Raw genomic sequence first — 17,662 nt, 5'->3', positions numbered from 1 at the left:
GCCGGATGGCATTTTTTATTTAGGCGAACCGCTGTATTTCGCCCCCAATGTCTTTCAGGCGCGCTACAGCATCCGCAGGGTCATCAGCTTTGAAGACACTGCTGCCCGCAACCAGTACATCAGCACCGGCCTGCAGGATTTTCTCGGCGTTGTGGAGCCCTACCCCACCGTCCACTTCAATGAGTGTTTCGGTATTGCGCACGGTGATCAGGTCTTTGATCCGCCGGATCTTGGGAATGGTATTGTAAATGAATTTCTGCCCGCCGAAGCCAGGGTTGACCGACATGACACAGACCAGGTCTGCCAGCTCGATGATATCTTCCAGGCTGCTTGCCGGTGTGTGCGGGTTGATAGCTACACCTGCTTTGGCACCGGTTGCCTTGATCTGTTGCAGCGTGCGATGCAAATGGGGGGAGGCTTCGAGGTGCACGGTGATGGTGTCTGCCCCGGCTTCGCGGAACTGCTCCACGTACTTTTCCGGCTCCACGATCATGAGGTGGACGTCGAGGGGCTTGGTGCAGAGTTGCTTCGCCGCGTCAATGAGCAGCATCCCGAAAGTAATATTGGGCACAAAGCGGCCGTCCATTACATCGAGGTGGAGCCAGTCTGCCTGGCTATCATTGACCATTTGAATTTCATCAGCCAGGCGGGTAAAATCGGCCGCCAAAAGCGAGGGTGCTATTATGTGGTTCATTGGTTGTACGATTGAGAAAGGCGAATATAGGGACGAATAGGGGAAATGTGGCAATTTAGGATAGAGTACAAAAAAGAAAACCGGTCACAACGGACCGGTTCCAAAAGAGCTTTGAGAGGCTATCTACATACCAAAAGGAGGGTGCCCATCGGCACCCTCAAAAAATTCATGAGATTATAATTGCATTATTCGTGGAACTACAATTGCTTGCAGTGATTCGGCTACTAAAAAGTGTGGATTATAATTTGTTAGTAGTAAGCCGAATGCTTTTGAGTGTCGTCGTTTGATTATGATTTGTCATCAGCAAGAAGGCTCCTGAAAAAAGATTATGATTTGTCATTAGCTCAAAAAACAGGTCGTGTTCATGAGATTATAAGTCGTTATCAGGATTTTGGATCTTGCATTGAAAGCCATTGCTTTCCGATCACATTACAAAGGTGAACTAATTTTTGGGGGATGCTAAGTACATTTTTAAATATTACTGTACTAAAACCTAAATCAACAAAAAACACAACTTTCTGATTTTCAAATACATAACACACTAAATACCTATTGAAGCTCTTAAAAACAGTGGGTTTAAGCCTGCATTCCGCTTCGTTTTTTCTGATTTTTTTTCGAAATACAGCCTTGCGCATAACAAAAAAGGCCCCCGGAACGGGGACCTTGAGACATTCGTTCGACTTAATGAGTAATGATTTACTGGCTTTTATACTCATCCTCAGCAGTTTTAACAATTGCTGCAGCGAAGTACACACTGACTCTAATGCTGGTCTAGTCAGCATTTTTGTACCGTCAGCGAAGAACGGCATAAGAAAGACGGTCAAAGCTTGCTCCAAGTCTTAAAAGGAACATGCTTGTCAGTCAAACTGGCAAAAAAGTAGCCAAAGCGTTTGGGTAGAAGCGTACTGAACATAGCGATCGAAGGGGTAGAAGAAAGGGGGGCGATTGATGATGCCGAGCTGCAAAGGGAACTCAGTGCCTTTACACTCCTTTTCCATCAGTTTTGCCGTTCTTGTTTACGTCGAACCGGCATAAGGTTTAAAATAGTGTTTCATTGTGAGTACGCCACAAATATGATATCATTTTATGTGTAAAATAAGTACATTTTCGTATATTTCTGACCATAAAACACGAACACCCATTAATCAAAAATCTGATTAACAGCAAATTACCACACAAAACTAAGCCCAATTCTGTATTTTTTTAATTTAAAACCTATGTATCAGAGCCGCCTCGTACAGCACATCCGTGAACTACCTGCCAAGAAGCGGGAGCGCTTTCGTCAATTTGTCAACTCCCCCTACTTCAATCAGCACGACCGGACGACCGCCCTTCTGGAATTCATCCTCAAAAAACTTGACGGGCGGCCCAGCGGGCTATCCAAAGAACGCGCCTACAAAGCCCTGTTCCCGGGCGAGGGCTTCAATGAGCAGCAACTGTACAATGTGATGTCTTATCTCAACAAGCTGTACTATCGGTTTATGGCAGCAGAATATACAGAAAAACAGAGGTACCTCGAGTCCATCTTCACACTTGAAGAAGCCTTCGACAACCATCAGTTCGATATCATGACCAACCGGGGCAAGCAACTGATGAAAAAGCTAAAAAAAGACCCCGTACACAATTCGGAGTACTTCCAGGCCAGCTACCGGCTCAATCATGCACTGGGCTACTACAGCGGCACTTATTTTGACCGGGCCGAAACCAACACTTTTCAAAGTATGCTCGACGAGCTTGACAAGTACTATATGCTCGAAAAGCTCCGCAACTGTTGCCACCTGACAGCCAACTCGCTTATCCTTAATACCTCCTATAATTTCCGAATGCTGAACGAGCTGCTGGAGCACTTACGGGCCAACTGGCCGGACTTCGAGGATGAATACTCAATCGTGATGTATCACACCGCCCTTATGAGTATGCTGGAGGAAGACAACCCTGACCACTATCAGCGGATGAAGCGGATGCTGGCGGAGAATATGAAGTCCTTTTCCGAAACCGAAGGGCGTGACCTCTATAGCTTCTCCTATAATTATTGTATCCGGATGATCAATGCCGGCCACCGGGACTATCAGGTAGAATTATTCCAACTTTATAAGCAAGGGCTCAAACAGGATCTTTTGCTGGACAAAGGCCTGATTTCGGAGTGGGACTACAAGAACATTGCAACCCTTGGCGCCCGGCTCAAGGAATTCACATGGACCGAAAACTTCCTGCAGGAATACCAGGAGAAGCTCCCGGCCCATCGTAAGGAGAACGCCTATAATTACAACCTCGGTAACTTGTACTACAACAAAGGCCTGTACGAAGAAGCCCTTTCGGCCCTCCTTCTTGTTCAGTTTACAGATGTCAAATACCACCTGAGCACCACCTTCCTCCTCCTGCGCACCTACTATGCCCTGCAGGATACCGAAGCCCTGCTCTCACTCATTGAAACGTTCCGCATTTACGTCATTCGCAACCGCAAGATGACCGTGGAGCAAAAGCGAGGCTACACCAATTTCCTCCGCTTTGCCAAAAAGCTGGTCCTTATCAAGCACAGTGCTTCGACCTACTCCCGTAAGGATTTTGAAAAAGAAATTGACGAACTTCGCGACAAAATAGAAATCAGCGAAAATGTCATCAATAAATACTGGCTCCTGGAAGAATGCCATACCGGCGCTAAAGCAACGGCTTAACTCATTCCTTCTCTTGCCGCTGTTGGTACTGGCAAGTACGCTCTACGGACAGGCAGGCCGCCCCCTAAAGCGTGAATTCCGTGGTGTTTGGGTCGCAACCGTTCTCAATCTTGACTACCCCAAGTCTCCCTCTGCATGGCCCACCGCCCATCAGGAGGAATGGCGCAATTTGCTGGACAAGCTCAAAGCAACCGGCTTCAATGCCGTTGTTGCTCAGGTGCGCCCGGCAGCAGATGCCTTCTACCCTTCTGCATATGCCCCATGGTCGGCCTACCTGACTGGCAAGCAGGGCCTGCCGCCCAGCCCGGAGTACGATGTCCTTAAGTTTATGATAGAGGAAGCGCACGAGCGGGGTATGGATTTCCACGCCTGGCTCAACCCTTACCGGGTGAGCATGAACCTCGACACCGCCCAACTGTCGCCCAATCAGGTGTTCTATCAGCACCGTGACTGGGTCGTACTTTACGGCAACCGCTACTACCTCAATCCGGGGCTGCCGCAGGTAAGGCAGCACCTGAGTGCCGTGGTTGCTGAAATCGCCGGCCGGTATGATATTGACGGCATCCACTTTGATGACTACTTCTATCCCTACCCGGTGGCGGGCACGCCATTCCCCGACAGCCTGGCCTTCGAGCAATATGGCAGAGCTCAATTCGACACGATCGCTGACTGGCGGCGCTATAGTGTTAACCGGCTGATTGAGATGGTCGACTCCACGCTCGAAAAGCATGCCCCCCACGCAGAATTTGGGGTCAGCCCATTTGGGGTATGGCGCAATCGGGCAGAAGACCCCAGAGGCTCTGCCACTCAGGCCAGCATCGGTGCCTATGATGCACTTTATGCAGATGCGCTACGCTGGGCGGAGGAAGGTTGGATCGATTATCTGGTACCACAGCTCTACTGGCATATTGGCTTCGAGGTTGCAGACCACGCTGAGCTGCAGCGCTGGTGGAGCCGGCACAAAGGAAAGGCCAAGCTTTATGTTGGCTATGCAGCCTATAAAGTGGGGCGTGATAACATGGAGCAGTGGCTCTTACCGGATGAGTTGCCCCGGCAGATCCAACTGGGCCGAAGCAACCCCGATATTGATGGTGGCATTTTCTTCCGTGCTGCATCCACTCTATATGGTGACCTGGGGGTGCGTGACAGCCTGCAGGCCGCTTTTGCCACTCCTGCCCTGCTGCCCGCACATCAGCATAAAGAAGGTCCGGTACCCGCTGCTCCCCGGCTCCGGAAAGCCAAAACCCGGCGGGACGGAACGTTGCTCAAGTGGAAATTTGGAAAAGGAGACCGCAAAAACCGTCCACACTATTATGTGGTGTACCGTTTCGAGGGCAATCAGCCAGTAAACTTAGACCAACCGGAGCACATTTTGCACCTTACTCATTTTGGGACGGGCAAACGGCGGTACAAATTTATGGACAACACTACAGAACCGGGGCATACCTATATCTATATGGTTACGGGCATCAGCCGCACGCACCGGGAAGGCCCTCCCAGTAAAAGGGCTGAGCTCAAGCGTTAAGCAAGCGGACATATAAGATGTGTTTTTCCTCATCGAAGCACACCAGCAAGACTTCCGGTAAGGTACTCGGGTGATCATCCTGGTAAGCTTTGATGGCCTGCAGGGCTGCTTCAGCCGCTTTTCCCTTCGGATAACCATAGCTCCCCTGCTGATACCAGGAAAGGTGATGGATGTCAATTTATACAACTTTGCTAATAAAAAGCACATCAATTCGCCAAAAAACAGATCATTACGATTCATTTTGTGCATAAAATAAACCCAAAGCCCTTTCCCTGTGTTAAAAATAATAGAAAAAATAAACTATATGGCATTGATTAACAACTGGAAAAAACTAACGAATGAGACGCCAAAAAACCTCGTGAATGCGATGCAGCAGCTTCATCATGCATCACAATGCGTTGCAGCTTTTGGCAACAGCCTGATCCCTAAAGCCTCTGATGACTCCCAATCCAGCCTGAACTGGGTGCCCGATATCAAAGCCCTGGCTTCACAGGAAGTCAACCTGAAGCGGCGTGTCCGTTTGGCGCTCGTTTATGACAAGTTCGAGCTGCGCATGATCAACGAAAATGAAAACACTATGGGCGTTTTCCCGCTGTCCGGGCAAACCAAAAGCACCGCCCTTAGCTTTGTGCGCACGCAGGCGCGAGCAATGGGACTGAGTGGGGAAGATGTACAGCCTATCGACCACTATCAATTGCCAGAACATGACCTTGACAAAGGGGCTCCATTCCTGATGATATCGCCCGAAGACCACAGAGAACTTGCCAAGTACCGGCATAACGCCAGCCTGGTACTCCGCGAAATTGCCAAGATGTACGAATATGCCAGCGAGGTGGCTACCTGGCCCCATCATTTTGATACCGCCAGCCTGATTACTGTCAGGTTCGATGACACCAGCAACCCGGAAAAAACAGTAGGCATTGGTTTTGCACCAGCCGATAATCTGTGCGACGAGCCCTATTTTTATGTGAATCACTGGGCAAAGAAAGACAACATCAGTTATGATAGCCTGCCCAGTCTTCCTGAGGGTGGCGCATGGAAAACCGACACGGACTGGAAAGGAGCCATTCTGAAGGCTTCTGCCATTGCCAAGCTCAAGGAAGGCACTGCGCAGTACGAACTTACAGATCAGTTTTTGAAAGAGGGCATCGAAGCATCCCTCGAAATACTTGAAGAAACCGCTGTAAAAGCTTAAATTACAGCTGAATTTTTCCCCGAGACGGAAAGAAGGTTCGCACCTCTTCGGAGTGGTGGGCCTTTTTCTTTTCTGGCCTCCACCGCGATATTTACCATTTATCCCGGTTTTCGTACCAATCCGCAGGCAGGACCTGCAAACAAACCGCCGCTTTTCGCATTTACAAATGCGTACCCAACTCAACAAATTTTATGACCTTGCACGCGACACCTGCCTCAGCAGGCACCCTCCTCGACCGGTACCAGTCTATTCGCCGGCAAAGCTTTAATATCTGTGCGCCTCTACAGACAGAGGACTATGTGGCGCAACCTGTACCATTCGTCAGCCCGCCCAAGTGGCACCTTGGCCATACCACCTGGTTTTTTGAGAACTTCATCCTGGCGGAGCAAATGGAGGGCTACCAACGGTTCAATGAAGCGCTGAACTATTGCTTTAACAGCTATTACCAAAGCCAGGGCCCACGGATTTTGCGCGATAAGCGCGGTAATCTGACCCGCCCCTCTTTGGAGACCATCAAGGCTTACCGCGAATATGTGGACGAGCATATGTCCCGCTTTCTCGAACAATATGCACAAGATGGCCTGCCCGAAGACCTGGCCCTGCTGCTGGAGGTGGGGTTGCAACACGAACAACAGCACCAGGAATTGCTCGTCACGGACATCAAATACATCCTGGGGCACAACCCGATGCATGAGCCTTATCAGACAGACTATACAGCCGTAACCTCTCCTGAGCCTGCGCCACTGTCTTTCACTCAGGTAAAGGAAGGCATCTACACCATCGGGCATCAGGGAGAAGGGTTCTCCTGGGACAATGAGCAGGGCGCGCACAAAACCTACCTGCACGACTTCGCCATCGCTAACCGGCTGATTACCAACGGAGAGTACATGGCTTTCATGGCCGATGGCGGATACGAGCAATTCGGGTACTGGCTGGACGATGGCTGGAGCTGGGTACAGGAACAGGAGGTCAAAGCCCCCCTCTACTGGTACGAACAAGCGGGCAATTGGTGGCACTATACCATGCAGGGGCTGCAACCGGTGGACCCCAATGCCCCCGTCACCCATATCAACTACTACGAGGCGGACGCCTTTGCCAACTGGAAGGGCGTGCGCCTGCCTACAGAGCAAGAGTGGGAAGCCGCCTGCCGCCTGCTTTGCCAGGGCATTCCGGAAGGAGCAAACTTTGTGGAATCAGAGCGTTTCCACCCTACTGCCCCGGTCAATAGCCAGGATTTTCAGATGCTGGGCAATACCTGGGAGTGGACCAGCAGTGCCTACCTCCCCTACCCCAACTACCCACGCTTCAAAGGCGCACTGGGCGAGTACAACGGTAAGTTTATGGTCAATCAGATGGTGCTCCGGGGCGGCTCCTGCGTTACCCCGCGCTCGCACATCCGGATGAGCTACCGCAATTTCTTCTATCCGCAGGAACGCTGGCAATTCACCGGGCTGCGCCTGGCTAAATAACACCAAAACCTCAAAAAAACCAGACCTATGTCTTCTAATACTGCTTCCACAGCAATCACTACGGCTGAACTTTCTGCATTCGCCCGAGATGTGCTTCACGGGCTGTCGAAAACCCCCAAGCAGCTGCCCTCCATGTATTTTTACGATGAGCAGGGCGATCAGCTATTCCAGCGCATCATGCATATGCCGGAATACTACCTGATGAACTGCGAACTGGACATCTTCGAGCAGCAGAAAGCACAAATCCTTAACGCTATCGGGCTCGAACACTTCCATCTGCTGGAGCTGGGGGCCGGCGACGGGTACAAAACCCGGGTACTGCTCCGTTACTTTATGGAACAATCAGTCGACTTCGAGTACCAGCCGGTGGATATTTCACCAAATGTACTGCTGGAGCTCGAACAGCGCCTCCGCGAGGAACTACCTGAGCTAAAAGTCCACTCCTTACCCGGCGACTACTTCAAAGTACTGCACGAAGTAAAAGAGACCGATGCCACGCCCAAGGTCGTCCTCTTCCTGGGCGCCAATATCGGCAACTACCCGCAAAAAAGAGCCGCTGCTTTCCTGCGACACCTGCAAGATGAGCTCAACCCCGGCGACAAGCTGCTCATTGGCTTTGACCTGAAGAAAGACCCCGACGTCATTCTCTGTGCTTACAATGACCCGGCTGGGATCACCGCTGCCTTCAACCTCAATCTTCTGGAGCGCATGAACCGGGAACTGGGTGCCAATTTCAATGTGCAGGACTTCCGGCACTGGGAGTCTTACGACCCGGTAACCGGAGCCACGCGCAGCTTTTTGGTGAGTGAGAAGGCACAGCACGTTTTCATCAAAGCCCTCAACCGGTCTTTCCACTTTGATGCCTGGGAGGCCATCAATGTAGAGCTGAGCCAAAAGTACAGCCTGCCGGAAATTGAAAGCCTGGCCCGGGAAGCAGGGTTTCAGGTTGAACAGCACTTCACTGATGATCAGGGCTACTTTGTAGACAGCCTTTGGTGTAAGGTTTAAACTCTTACTCCACCACAGCATTGCCCCAGCCCAGAAAGGACATCCGGACCACCTCCAGACTCGGAAAGCCAAACTCAAGGACTACCCTGCCCTCGATTTTGTAGACGCCTTTGCCCCGAAAGGGCGATCGTTTGAGGGTGGGTGGAAAGTGGACGGTATCAAAGAAGTGCCCGTCCTGCCCAATCCAGCATCCGAAAGCCATCAGTTTGCCCTTGCTGGTGCGCACGTCTTTTTTGCAAACGTAGTACCCCAGTACCCGGACGATCCGCCCTTCCAGCTCCCCCAGGCGAGCCGACTGGGAAATGGTATCTGTGAAAAACTGCCTGTCCAGCAAGTCGAAGGGCGGGCATAGGGGGAAACCAAGGAGCTCCAACTCGTCTATTGCATCGGCATAAGGCTCAGGGGCACCTGCTTTGCCTCCAGACAGAAACTGACGGGCGGTGGTTTCCGCCTCTTCGTATTCCTGCGGGAAAAGGCTCATGGTATGGCGCTCCTGCCCCGGTGGCTGAAACAGTGCTACCCGTTCCCACATCAGCTCCTGTTTGGTTTGCCCGGTAAAACGAAAGGCACCGATGCGGATGAGCAAATCGACCTGCTCTTTGCCAATTTCGACGCGATTTAGAAAGTCAGACAATCCGCGGAAGGCACCGCCCTGCGCCCGCTGATGTACGATGCGGTGGGCCACCTGCTGCTCCATTTGGTGGAGGTGCACGAAACCGATGTAGATGTCCTCCCCGTCCAGCGTAGTCAGGTACTGACTGTGGTTGACGCAGGGGGCATGCACCCGCCCGCCACAGCGCCGCGCTTCGTGAAAGTAGTACTCCGAGCGGTAGAAGCCTCCGAAATTATTGATCACCGCCACGATGAATTCCAGCGGAAAGTAGGCTTTAAGGTACAGGCTTTGAAAACTCTCGACCGCAAAACTGGCAGAGTGAGCTTTGCAGAAAGAATACCCGGAAAAACTTTCCACCTGCCGCCACACTTCTTTGGCCAGGTCTTCCGGGTGCCCCCTTGCCCGGCAATTCCCGAAGTACTTTCGCTGCAGGCGCTCAAAGGTGTCGCCTTTAGACTTCTTGCCACTCATAATACGGCGCAGCACATCGCTTTCGTCCAGCCCCAGCCCGGCAAAGTGGTGCACGATTTTCATGACATCCTCCTGGTAGACCATCACGCCGAAGGTTTCACCCAGTTGTTCTTCAAACACCGGGTGCAGGTATTCAAAACCATTGGGGTTGTGAAAGCGGCGGATGTACTCCTTCATCATGCCCGACTTGGCCACGCCCGGCCGGATGATGGAGCTGGCAGCCACCAGGTGCACGTAGTTGTCGCACTGCAGCTTCTTAAGCAAGCCCCGCATGGCCGGCGATTCAATGTAAAAACAGCCCATGCAGTCCCCGGAACGTAGCTGCGCCTTCACCCGCTCATCTGACTTGAGGCGGGGGATGTCGTGAATGTCCACTGCCTGCTCCCGGTTTTGCTTAATCAGGTCTACCGCATCCTTGATATGCCCGAGCCCCCGCTGACTGAGCACATCAAACTTATGGAAGCCCAGGTCTTCGCCGTGGTACATATCAAAATGGGTGATTGGAAAGCCTTTTGGCATCAATTGCAGTGCGGTCTGATAATAAATCGGCTCTTCCGAAATCACAATGCCCCCGGCGTGAATCGACAGGTGGTTGGGGAAGCCTTCCAGCTTACGGCCGTAGTGGACGATTTTGCCTGCCAGCTCATGATGCTCCTCTGGTTCGAAGGGCGCAGCTACGATTTTGTCGATCTCTGCCTTTGGCAAGCCATATACTTTGCCTAGTTCGCGGACAATAGAGCGCCCTTTGAACGTAGAGTAGGTGGCCAGCAGAGCCGTGTAGTCCCGTCCGTAGCGCTTAAAAATGTAGTCCGTCACATCATCCCGTTCATCCCAGGAAAAGTCGATATCGAAATCCGGGGGCGAGGTGCGGTGCGGGTTGATAAAGCGCTCAAAGTATAGCCCCAGCTCCATGGGGTCTACGTCGGTAATCCGCAGACAGTAGGCTACAATGGAGTTCGCCCCGCTCCCCCGCCCCACGTGGTGATACCCGGCTGAAGCAGCGTAACGCACAATATCCCAGGTGATGAGAAAGTAAGCACAAAAGTCCTGCTGCTCAATCACTTTTAGCTCCCGCCTGACCCGCTCCAGCGTACTGCGGTAGGCCGGAGTGTCCGTACCCAGGTGGGCGTAGCGGCGTTCGCACCCATTCAGGGCCAGCTTCTCGAGTAGTTTAAAATCACCTGCTTTGCTCCCGGTAAAGGTTTGGCGGTTGAGGTGTAGCCCGGGGCGCAGGTTTGCTTCGCAGGATTGGAGCAGGCGTTCGGCGTTCTCAATCAGGTAGGGCTGTGTTTTATAGAAGGCACGGAGCTGCTCGGGCGGCATCAGGCGCTCAGAAGCCTTGACCGTTTGCCTGGGCGTCAGCTTGCTCAGCAGGGTATTCTCATCGATCGCCCGCAGCAGGCGGTGGAGCTCAAACCCTTCGTTGTCTGCAAAAAAGACCGGGCTGAGTGCCACCAATTTGTTTTTATACTGCAGCAGTTCGTGCCCAAAAAGCCGGGCTACGTGCTCCGGGCGGACCCCCAGGAACTCTTCCTCCCGGAACACCTGAATGGGCTTGACAAGGCGGGGATAGATGATGTAAGCATGCTGCATGGGCGGAGCCACTTCGGGCAGCGGCCGACCCTCAATTGAGGCTTCACTCAGGAACTGATTGAGCTCACGAAGCCCCTCCCGGTTGCGGGCCAGACCGATGTACAGGCAGCGCCCTTCTTTACGGAACTCCAGCCCCAAAACAGGTTTAATGCCGGCTTTTTCGCAGCAGCGGACAAACTCATATGAGCAGCTGGTATTGTTGATGTCCGTGAGTGCCATAGCCGTGTAGCCCAACTGTGCAGCGCGTTCAGTCAGGGCGGGCGGTGGCAGGGTGCCATACCGGAGGCTGTAGTAGGTATGGGCGTTGAGCAGCATACGTTTTTCTCATAGTATTCGGCTCGCTAATTTAAAGTTATTGTTTGAAACAAAAACTTTCTTCCCGGGATTCTTCAAAAAAATCCCGGCTCCTGATCAATATACAGAAGCCGGGATGATCCGGGTATCGGAATCGGGCTGACGCGCTAGTTGAGGTAATACTGCTGGAAAAACAACCGGTACCCGTCGATCTTACGCTGCTTGAGGATTTCGCGGTAGTTGTTCTGTGTGACGGGGAAGAGCTCAAACTCCACCCCTCCATCAACAAATTCACTCTTATTGCGCTGTACGCCATTATAGTACTTCATCGCATCCTGCTTATCCTTAAAGCGGCGCAACACGAGGATGGGAATACGGTCATCGGCTGTTGTGCCCAGATAAATATTGGATATCCGGATACGGTCGAGCTTATGATACTTCTCATTGTAGTCTGATACCTTCACTTTAGCATCTGTCAGGCTCACTTCTTTATCTTTGAAGGCGATAATGGTGTAGTGCAGCTTGTCGTCTTCCTGTGTAAAGGCTTCGATTTCCTCTTTTGCGCCGGCAGGCAGGCTCGTAGTCGTCTCGCCCAGGAGGCGCAAGATTTCACGGGCACGCAGTTGCTCTTCCGTGTCAGGGTAGCGGGCCACGACTTTGCGCAGCGCTTCCACGTAGGCTTCCTTACCTTCCATATTGCCGGTGCTCATGGCTGAAAGCAGGGCAAACTTGGGCTGAAACGGATTAGCTGCCCCAAATTTATCCTTAGCCTGCTGACTGCGGTCAAATGCCAGGCGATAGTTACCGGAAGTAAAGGCGGCATAGGTCTCATCGTAGTAGCGGTTGAGCTCCCGTTCTTCCTTCACGAGCTCCTCAGCGTAGTTTGGATTTTTAATGATTAGCGCATAGGCGGTATTCGGGTATTTCTCCAAAATCTTATCGGCATAATACCTTGCTTTCTCGTTGTTGCCCATATCCGTGTACGCCAGATAGAGCTGATACCAGGAATCCAGCTCGTAGGTATTGCCAGGGAAGCGCTCGTTGAGCCCCTCCAGTACGGCCACGGCCTGATCGTAGTTTTCGAGGCGTTCCCGGTACAGGGCGCCCAGTTTGGACATGGCTTCCTGCAGCTGAATTTCAGCCGCTGCGATATCGCCTTCGGTTTTAGGGACTGCGCCCAGGAGTTTTTCGATCTCCTCGTCCGTCAGTATATCGCTACCGTCATCGGAGCCGATTTCCTCGATAATGTCGTTGGAGCTTGCTGCTGAGCGCCGCCAGTTGTCCTCCAGCGGGCGGGTGCCCCAAACCCGTTGAAAATCCCGGATACCCCGCTTCTGCCTGCGGTCGTCGTAGGCAAAAAAGGAACTCTCTTCGCTGCCCAGGCTTGCAGACGCATTCACCCGGTTATTGAGGTTGCCAAAACGCTGATTGGCTTGTTGATTGGCTTGTGCGATCAATTGCTTACGGCGGGCCTCGTCTTGTTTTTTCTTAATTTCCAGTGCCAGGGCTTCCTGCTCGGCCGGCGTCATCTGACTGATGGTCAGGAGGCTGTCCTGCAGGGCGATGATTTCCAGGTTTTTGGCGATATCTGTGAGGCTGCTGGCCATGCCTTTGACCCGCTTGTAGCGCTCGTCCTGTTCCGTCATTACCATGAGAGTGCTGTCGTAGTAATTTTTGGCTTTCACATAGGACTCTCCCTCATAGTAGAAGTCGGCCAGTGTCACGTAGGCTTCGGCTTTCTGCCCCTGATTGCCCGAATCATGCTGCAGGGACAGCTGCAAGTTGCGCACCCCTTCCGCCTGATCGCCTTCCTTGAACGCAATCATTGCCAGCGCAAAGTAAATTTGATCTTTAAACTCGGCATTTTTCTCTTCTCTGAGCAGCTTTTCGAGGCTGGCGCGTGCTTCCCGTGCGCTTCCGGTGCCGCTTGCCCAGGCGTTCTGCGCCATATTCAGTTTGCAGTTGAACGCCATCACATAGTCCGGCCGATAATTCAGGGCCTGCTCGAACCCGGCATAAGCGCCGCGGCTGTTGCCCAGTTTCTGATAGATTTGTGCCATGATGAAGGCGTAGCGGGCTTTGAGCGCTTTATCGTCCGTCATTTCTATGGCGTTCTCCAGAGCAGGCAGGGCATCTACGTAAGCCTCCTCCGAGATATAGAGGTGCGCTTTGATAACAGCCAACTCGGCTTTGGTCTCCGCGAAGGTCCCCGGGTCCTGTTCCAGCTCCCGAATCACCCGTTCTGCGCCGTCAAACTTGTCGCGTTCAATAAGGGTTTTGGCATAATACAACATGCCTTCCTGATAAGCCAGCTGATGCTTCAGCGGATTTTTCTTCGGATCATCGTTCGCTGCATTTTCTTCCTCCAGGGCGGCTTCATTTTCCTTTCGCTTTTCCTCTTTGGCATCTGCCATTTCCTGGTCTTTGCCACTTTGCAGGATAGCCGGCTTTTCCGGTGCCTGCCCGCCGGATTTACGGGCTTTGCGGACAGCCTTATTGTACTTTTTCAATGCCCGCGCCTTCTTCTTGCTCATCTTGTTTTTCTTGCTGCGGGACTTTTTGCGCTTCTTCTTTTTCTTTTTCTTCTTGCTGGCTTTTTTAGCGGCGTCGGCTTTTTTCTCCTTTTTGCGCATTTCTTCCGGGCTAAATTCATTAGAAAAGAAGCGGAAAGTCGCCTCTGCGGCTTCGTAGTCGCGCTTGTAGTACTGGGCTTTGCCGAAGACCAGGTAAGAGTCATCCACCCACTTGCTGTAGGGGTGCAGATTGACCACCACCGTCACTTTTTCCATGGCGATATCGAGGTCTTGTGCGACCACGGTGGCATCTTCCACAGCCAGGTGTTTGTAAATGGGCAGCAGCTTGGTATAGTTATCCGTATGCGACTGTTCCAGCAGCGCCCGGCTGAGCATGATCAGCTCATCCGCATTGAAATAACCATTATAATGTGCCGTTGTATTGTGGTAGGCTTCGCTGAGCGCTGACATATCGCTGCGGCTCTTGGTGGTGGTACAAGCTGCCAGTACCGCCATGCTCAGGAATACCCAAAGTATCTTATTGATCTGTTTCAAAGTCCTGTTATTTTCCGAATGCGCCTGCCGGGGCGCCAAATTGTAAAGAAAAAGGCCGAATTACTTCCGGGCGCTGTGGACACTGCCTAACTTTGCGAACCCGGAACTGTATAATAAACGCCAAAAGCCAAAATTATTTTATTATTAACAGACTACAAACCTTTTGAGTGGGTCTGCGTCAAATTTTAGCAGCCTGGCAGCGTTATTCAGGCGGATGCAAGAAACAACAAACACAGATGGCTCCGAACGAAGATAAATTCAAAGCGTGGTGGAAACGGACGAAGCAGAACCTGCAGCATACGTACCGTTTTATCATCATGAACAACGAGACCTTCGAAGAAGTGGGCTCTTACCGGCTTACCCTGCTCAATGTGTACGTCGCAGCCAGCACCATTCTGGTCTTGGTGGCTTTTCTGGTGGTGACCGCCATTGCCTTTACCCCGCTGCGCCAGTACGTGCCCGGCTACGGCGAAGGCGACAAAGCCCGCCGGCAGGTGGAAAAACTATACGATGAGGTACAGTCGCTGGAGCAACAGCTCGCCGCCCAGCGGGCCTATTCTGAAAATATCCGCAAAGTGCTCGTGGGAGATGTGGAAACCGCCGAACAGGCTGAGCAAAAAGCTGGCCCTGAAGTACACATGGACTCCCTGCAGGAGGTGGAACGCTCAGAGGCGGAGGAACAACTACGTGAAGAACTGGAACTCAAAGAGATTGGAGATGTGGCACGCCGTGGCCGCCCCATCAACTTCTCTCCGGGCGATGTGCCCCTGGAGCAGTTGTTTTTCTCCCCGCCCGTTACCGGAGAAATCAGTGCCGCCTTCATGCCTGACAAAAAACACTACGGCGTGGATGTACTGGCACCTAAAAACACCGCGATCAAATCCGCGATGGATGGGTTTATCTTTTTCTCCGACTGGACGCTTGAGACCGGCAACACCATCGGCATTCAGCACTCCAACAATACCATCACCTTCTACAAGCACAACTCCGTGCTGCTGAAGGAGGCGGGCAGTTTTGTCAAAGCCGGGGAAGCTGTTGCCATTATTGGCAATACCGGGACCCTGTCGGACGGGCCGCACCTGCACTTCGAGCTTTGGCACAAAGGCAAGCCGGTAGACCCGGTGGAGTATATTAAATTTTAACCCAGCAGCTGATCCAGCGCCTTGTCGATGGCCGGATATTCAAAGGTAAAGCCCGTAGCCTGAATCTTATCCGCCAGTACGCGAGTGCTGTCCAGTACGGCATCCGCCATTTCGCCCATCGCTAAGCGCATGGCAAAAGCCGGCGCCGGCACGATCAAAGCCGGGGAATTCAGCGCTTCCTTCATTTGGGTAACCAGGCGTTTGTTGGTCACCGGATTGGGCGCTACGCCGTTGTAGAAACCCGATATCGTCTCCGTTTCCAGCGCATAAATGAACATCCGGGCGATATCATCAATATGGATCCAGCTGTACCATTGCTCGCCGTCTCCAAAGTAAGTGCCTGTGTAAAACCGGAAAGGGATGAGCATTTTTTCCAGTGCGCCGCCCTGAGTAGACAGCACAATCCCGATACGCAGCCCAACCGTCCGCACGCCTGTTTCCGCCACGCCCTTGATGGCTTCTTCCCAGGCCTGTGTACTTTCCGAAAGGAAGCCGTCGCCGGGCGCCGCATCTTCTGACATCCACTCGTTGCCGCGGTCACCGTAGTAACCAATCGCAGAGCTGGAAAGATAAGCCTTAGGCTGATGCCCCAGTTTTTGGAAGGTATCGGCCAGCAAAGCTGCGGACTGGACACGGCTGCTGATGATCAGCTTTTTCCGGGCTTTGGTCCAGGGGCGGTCGGCAATGCCTGCCCCCGCCAGATTGATCACATAATCCGCTTTTGCCACAGCGGCCTCGTCGATCGTGCCCGCTTCAACATCCCACTCGAAGGCGGGGAATTCAGCATCAGGCCGGGCCGTCCGGCTGAGGTGCATCACCTCGTACCCTTTTGCTTTGAGCAATGCGCTGAGCCGTGTCCCAATTAGACCTGTACCGCCACCGATGAGAACTGTAGACATATCCGTTGGTTTTTGTTTTGAAGGTAAACCATGCCGAGCACTGCGTGGCTTGGCGTAGTTTTTTAACAATTCCTGAAAGGCAAGGTTCAGGGTAGCCTCCTGGTGCAGCCTCTACCTGGGATTGCCAGGGAAAGGTTTTCGACTTCGCTGAAGCTACGTCGAATAGAAAAGGTTCAGGTTGAGCACCAGCCTGCGCCTCCCAAAAGCACGGCACCTTTGCGGTCGCCTCCCGGTAGCCCAGCCACAGCCAATGCCTCATAGGGGCTAATATATAGGCAACCACTAATATCTTCCATCTCCTCGTGCCATAGGCCTGCCTGGCTGGCCATGGCAGACAGGTACGAAATGTAAAAACCCAAGCCACCCCGGCTAAGGTACTGCTTACACAACGCCGGGGGAAAGGAGAGCCCCCGGCGTTATGATTCCCCCAAGCCACACCGACCGGCAACGCTCGGAATCCAGGACTGCCCCTAGGGCACTGCTCGCCACTTTTACATTAGTGTATGTTTGGAGGTGCACTTCGGCTGATAACCAAAGTCTTGTGAATCCCGGTCAAACCGGGAACGTCATGGAAAAATACTTATTTGACCCGCCAAACGCGCATTTTTCCATTTAGTCATAACCACAACTCTTTGATTATCAACTCTCGTTTACTCCAAACATACACTAAGGGTTTTGCAGTTCTGGAGCGCAGCAAGGACCGTATGGGTTACATTGATAACCATGGCGGGGGTCGGGGGTGAAGGCCATTCATTTCGGTAAATGACCGGACAACCGGCCGTTTCGCCAGCAGAGCGTGCCCGGGATCAAGCCCCAATTGACCAGCCATTTATCTGAGACACCTGATTGAGAAAAACCCGTTTTGTTCACCACTCCGCCCCGGCGTACCAAGGCGATTGGCCCGCTAACAAGCCGCCGTGTGCATAACAAACTGCACTTTTGATAGCCTGGCAGCATTTGCTGTTTGCCTCTATTGGATAAGCTGGAGCAGAGCGGGAAGCTCTACCCCAGCAGCC

10 protein-coding genes are annotated in these 17,662 nt (G+C 52.5%); 6 read left to right on the top strand and 4 right to left on the bottom strand.

All coding sequences use genetic code 11. The features are described from left to right. Positions 1-19: 19 nt before the first annotated feature. Complete coding sequence (gene rpe / locus IX84_RS14705) at positions 20-694, bottom strand: ribulose-phosphate 3-epimerase (protein ID WP_044222285.1); 675 nt, start codon at positions 692-694, stop codon at positions 20-22. 1,217 nt (positions 695-1,911) lie between these two features. Between rpe and IX84_RS14695 the strand changes: the two genes are divergently transcribed. From IX84_RS14695 to egtD, 5 genes are all read left to right on the top strand, one after another. Next, entirely contained in the window at positions 1,912-3,369 is a 1,458-nt protein-coding gene (locus tag IX84_RS14695; RefSeq protein WP_044222279.1) for a hypothetical protein, read from the top strand. Continuing rightward, complete coding sequence (locus tag IX84_RS14690; RefSeq protein WP_063978276.1) at positions 3,308-4,894, top strand: glycoside hydrolase family 10 protein; 1,587 nt, start codon at positions 3,308-3,310, stop codon at positions 4,892-4,894. Before IX84_RS14695 ends, IX84_RS14690 begins: the two co-directional genes overlap by 62 nt. 304 nt (positions 4,895-5,198) lie before the next feature. Beyond that, complete coding sequence (locus IX84_RS14685) at positions 5,199-6,089, top strand: hypothetical protein (RefSeq protein WP_044222273.1); 891 nt, start codon at positions 5,199-5,201, stop codon at positions 6,087-6,089. A 191-nt stretch (positions 6,090-6,280) separates the two neighbouring features. After that, positions 6,281-7,558, top strand: a complete 1,278-nt coding sequence (egtB, locus tag IX84_RS14680; RefSeq protein ID WP_044222270.1) for an ergothioneine biosynthesis protein EgtB — start codon at positions 6,281-6,283, stop codon at positions 7,556-7,558. A gap of 27 nt (positions 7,559-7,585) precedes the next feature. Next, the gene (gene egtD / locus IX84_RS14675) at positions 7,586-8,566 is read left to right on the top strand and encodes an L-histidine N(alpha)-methyltransferase (RefSeq protein ID WP_044222267.1); all 981 of its coding nucleotides are present in this window, start codon (positions 7,586-7,588) and stop codon (positions 8,564-8,566) included. A 4-nt stretch (positions 8,567-8,570) separates the two neighbouring features. Here egtD and IX84_RS14670 read toward each other — a convergent pair whose 3' ends face one another. Both IX84_RS14670 and porW read right to left on the bottom strand, forming a co-directional pair. Next, positions 8,571-11,558 (bottom strand): DNA polymerase III subunit alpha, encoded by a 2,988-nt coding sequence (locus IX84_RS14670; protein WP_044222264.1) that lies wholly within the window; start codon positions 11,556-11,558, stop codon positions 8,571-8,573. Between the two features lie 146 nt (positions 11,559-11,704). Next, positions 11,705-14,605 carry a type IX secretion system periplasmic lipoprotein PorW/SprE gene (porW, locus tag IX84_RS14665; RefSeq protein WP_044222260.1) on the bottom strand — a complete coding sequence of 967 codons (2,901 nt, stop codon included), beginning with the start codon at positions 14,603-14,605 and terminating at the stop codon, positions 11,705-11,707. Between the two features lie 236 nt (positions 14,606-14,841). On the opposite strand from porW, the gene IX84_RS14660 reads away from it, so the two are divergent. Then, a complete protein-coding gene (locus IX84_RS14660; RefSeq protein ID WP_044222257.1) occupies positions 14,842-15,747 on the top strand; it encodes a murein hydrolase activator EnvC family protein in 906 nt (301 codons plus the stop codon). Here the strand turns inward: IX84_RS14660 and IX84_RS14655 are convergent. After that, on the bottom strand, positions 15,744-16,646 hold the full coding sequence (locus IX84_RS14655) for a TIGR01777 family oxidoreductase (RefSeq protein ID WP_044222254.1): 903 nt from the start codon (positions 16,644-16,646) through the stop codon (positions 15,744-15,746). The two genes, IX84_RS14660 and IX84_RS14655, sit on opposite strands and share 4 nt — an antisense overlap. Between the last annotated feature and the right edge of the window lie 1,016 nt (positions 16,647-17,662).

The organism is Phaeodactylibacter xiamenensis (assembly GCF_000759025.1).
Lineage (GTDB): Bacteria > Bacteroidota > Bacteroidia > Chitinophagales > Saprospiraceae > Phaeodactylibacter > Phaeodactylibacter xiamenensis.
The sequence above is the reverse complement of the archived record's forward strand: the minus strand, read 5'-3'. Positions and strand labels throughout refer to the sequence as shown.

Bases quoted from the DNA above. Each gene is read 5' to 3' on its own strand.
- rpe (WP_044222285.1), bottom strand. From the start codon at position 694: ATGAACCACATAATAGCACCCTCGCTTTTGGCGGCCGATTTTACCCGC.
- IX84_RS14695 (WP_044222279.1), top strand. From the start codon at position 1,912: ATGTATCAGAGCCGCCTCGTACAGCACATCCGTGAACTACCTGCCAAG.
- IX84_RS14690 (WP_063978276.1), top strand. From the start codon at position 3,308: ATGTCATCAATAAATACTGGCTCCTGGAAGAATGCCATACCGGCGCTA.
- IX84_RS14685 (WP_044222273.1), top strand. From the start codon at position 5,199: ATGGCATTGATTAACAACTGGAAAAAACTAACGAATGAGACGCCAAAA.
- egtB (WP_044222270.1), top strand. From the start codon at position 6,281: ATGACCTTGCACGCGACACCTGCCTCAGCAGGCACCCTCCTCGACCGG.
- egtD (WP_044222267.1), top strand. From the start codon at position 7,586: ATGTCTTCTAATACTGCTTCCACAGCAATCACTACGGCTGAACTTTCT.
- IX84_RS14670 (WP_044222264.1), bottom strand. From the start codon at position 11,558: ATGCTGCTCAACGCCCATACCTACTACAGCCTCCGGTATGGCACCCTG.
- IX84_RS14660 (WP_044222257.1), top strand. From the start codon at position 14,842: ATGGCTCCGAACGAAGATAAATTCAAAGCGTGGTGGAAACGGACGAAG.
- IX84_RS14655 (WP_044222254.1), bottom strand. From the start codon at position 16,646: ATGTCTACAGTTCTCATCGGTGGCGGTACAGGTCTAATTGGGACACGG.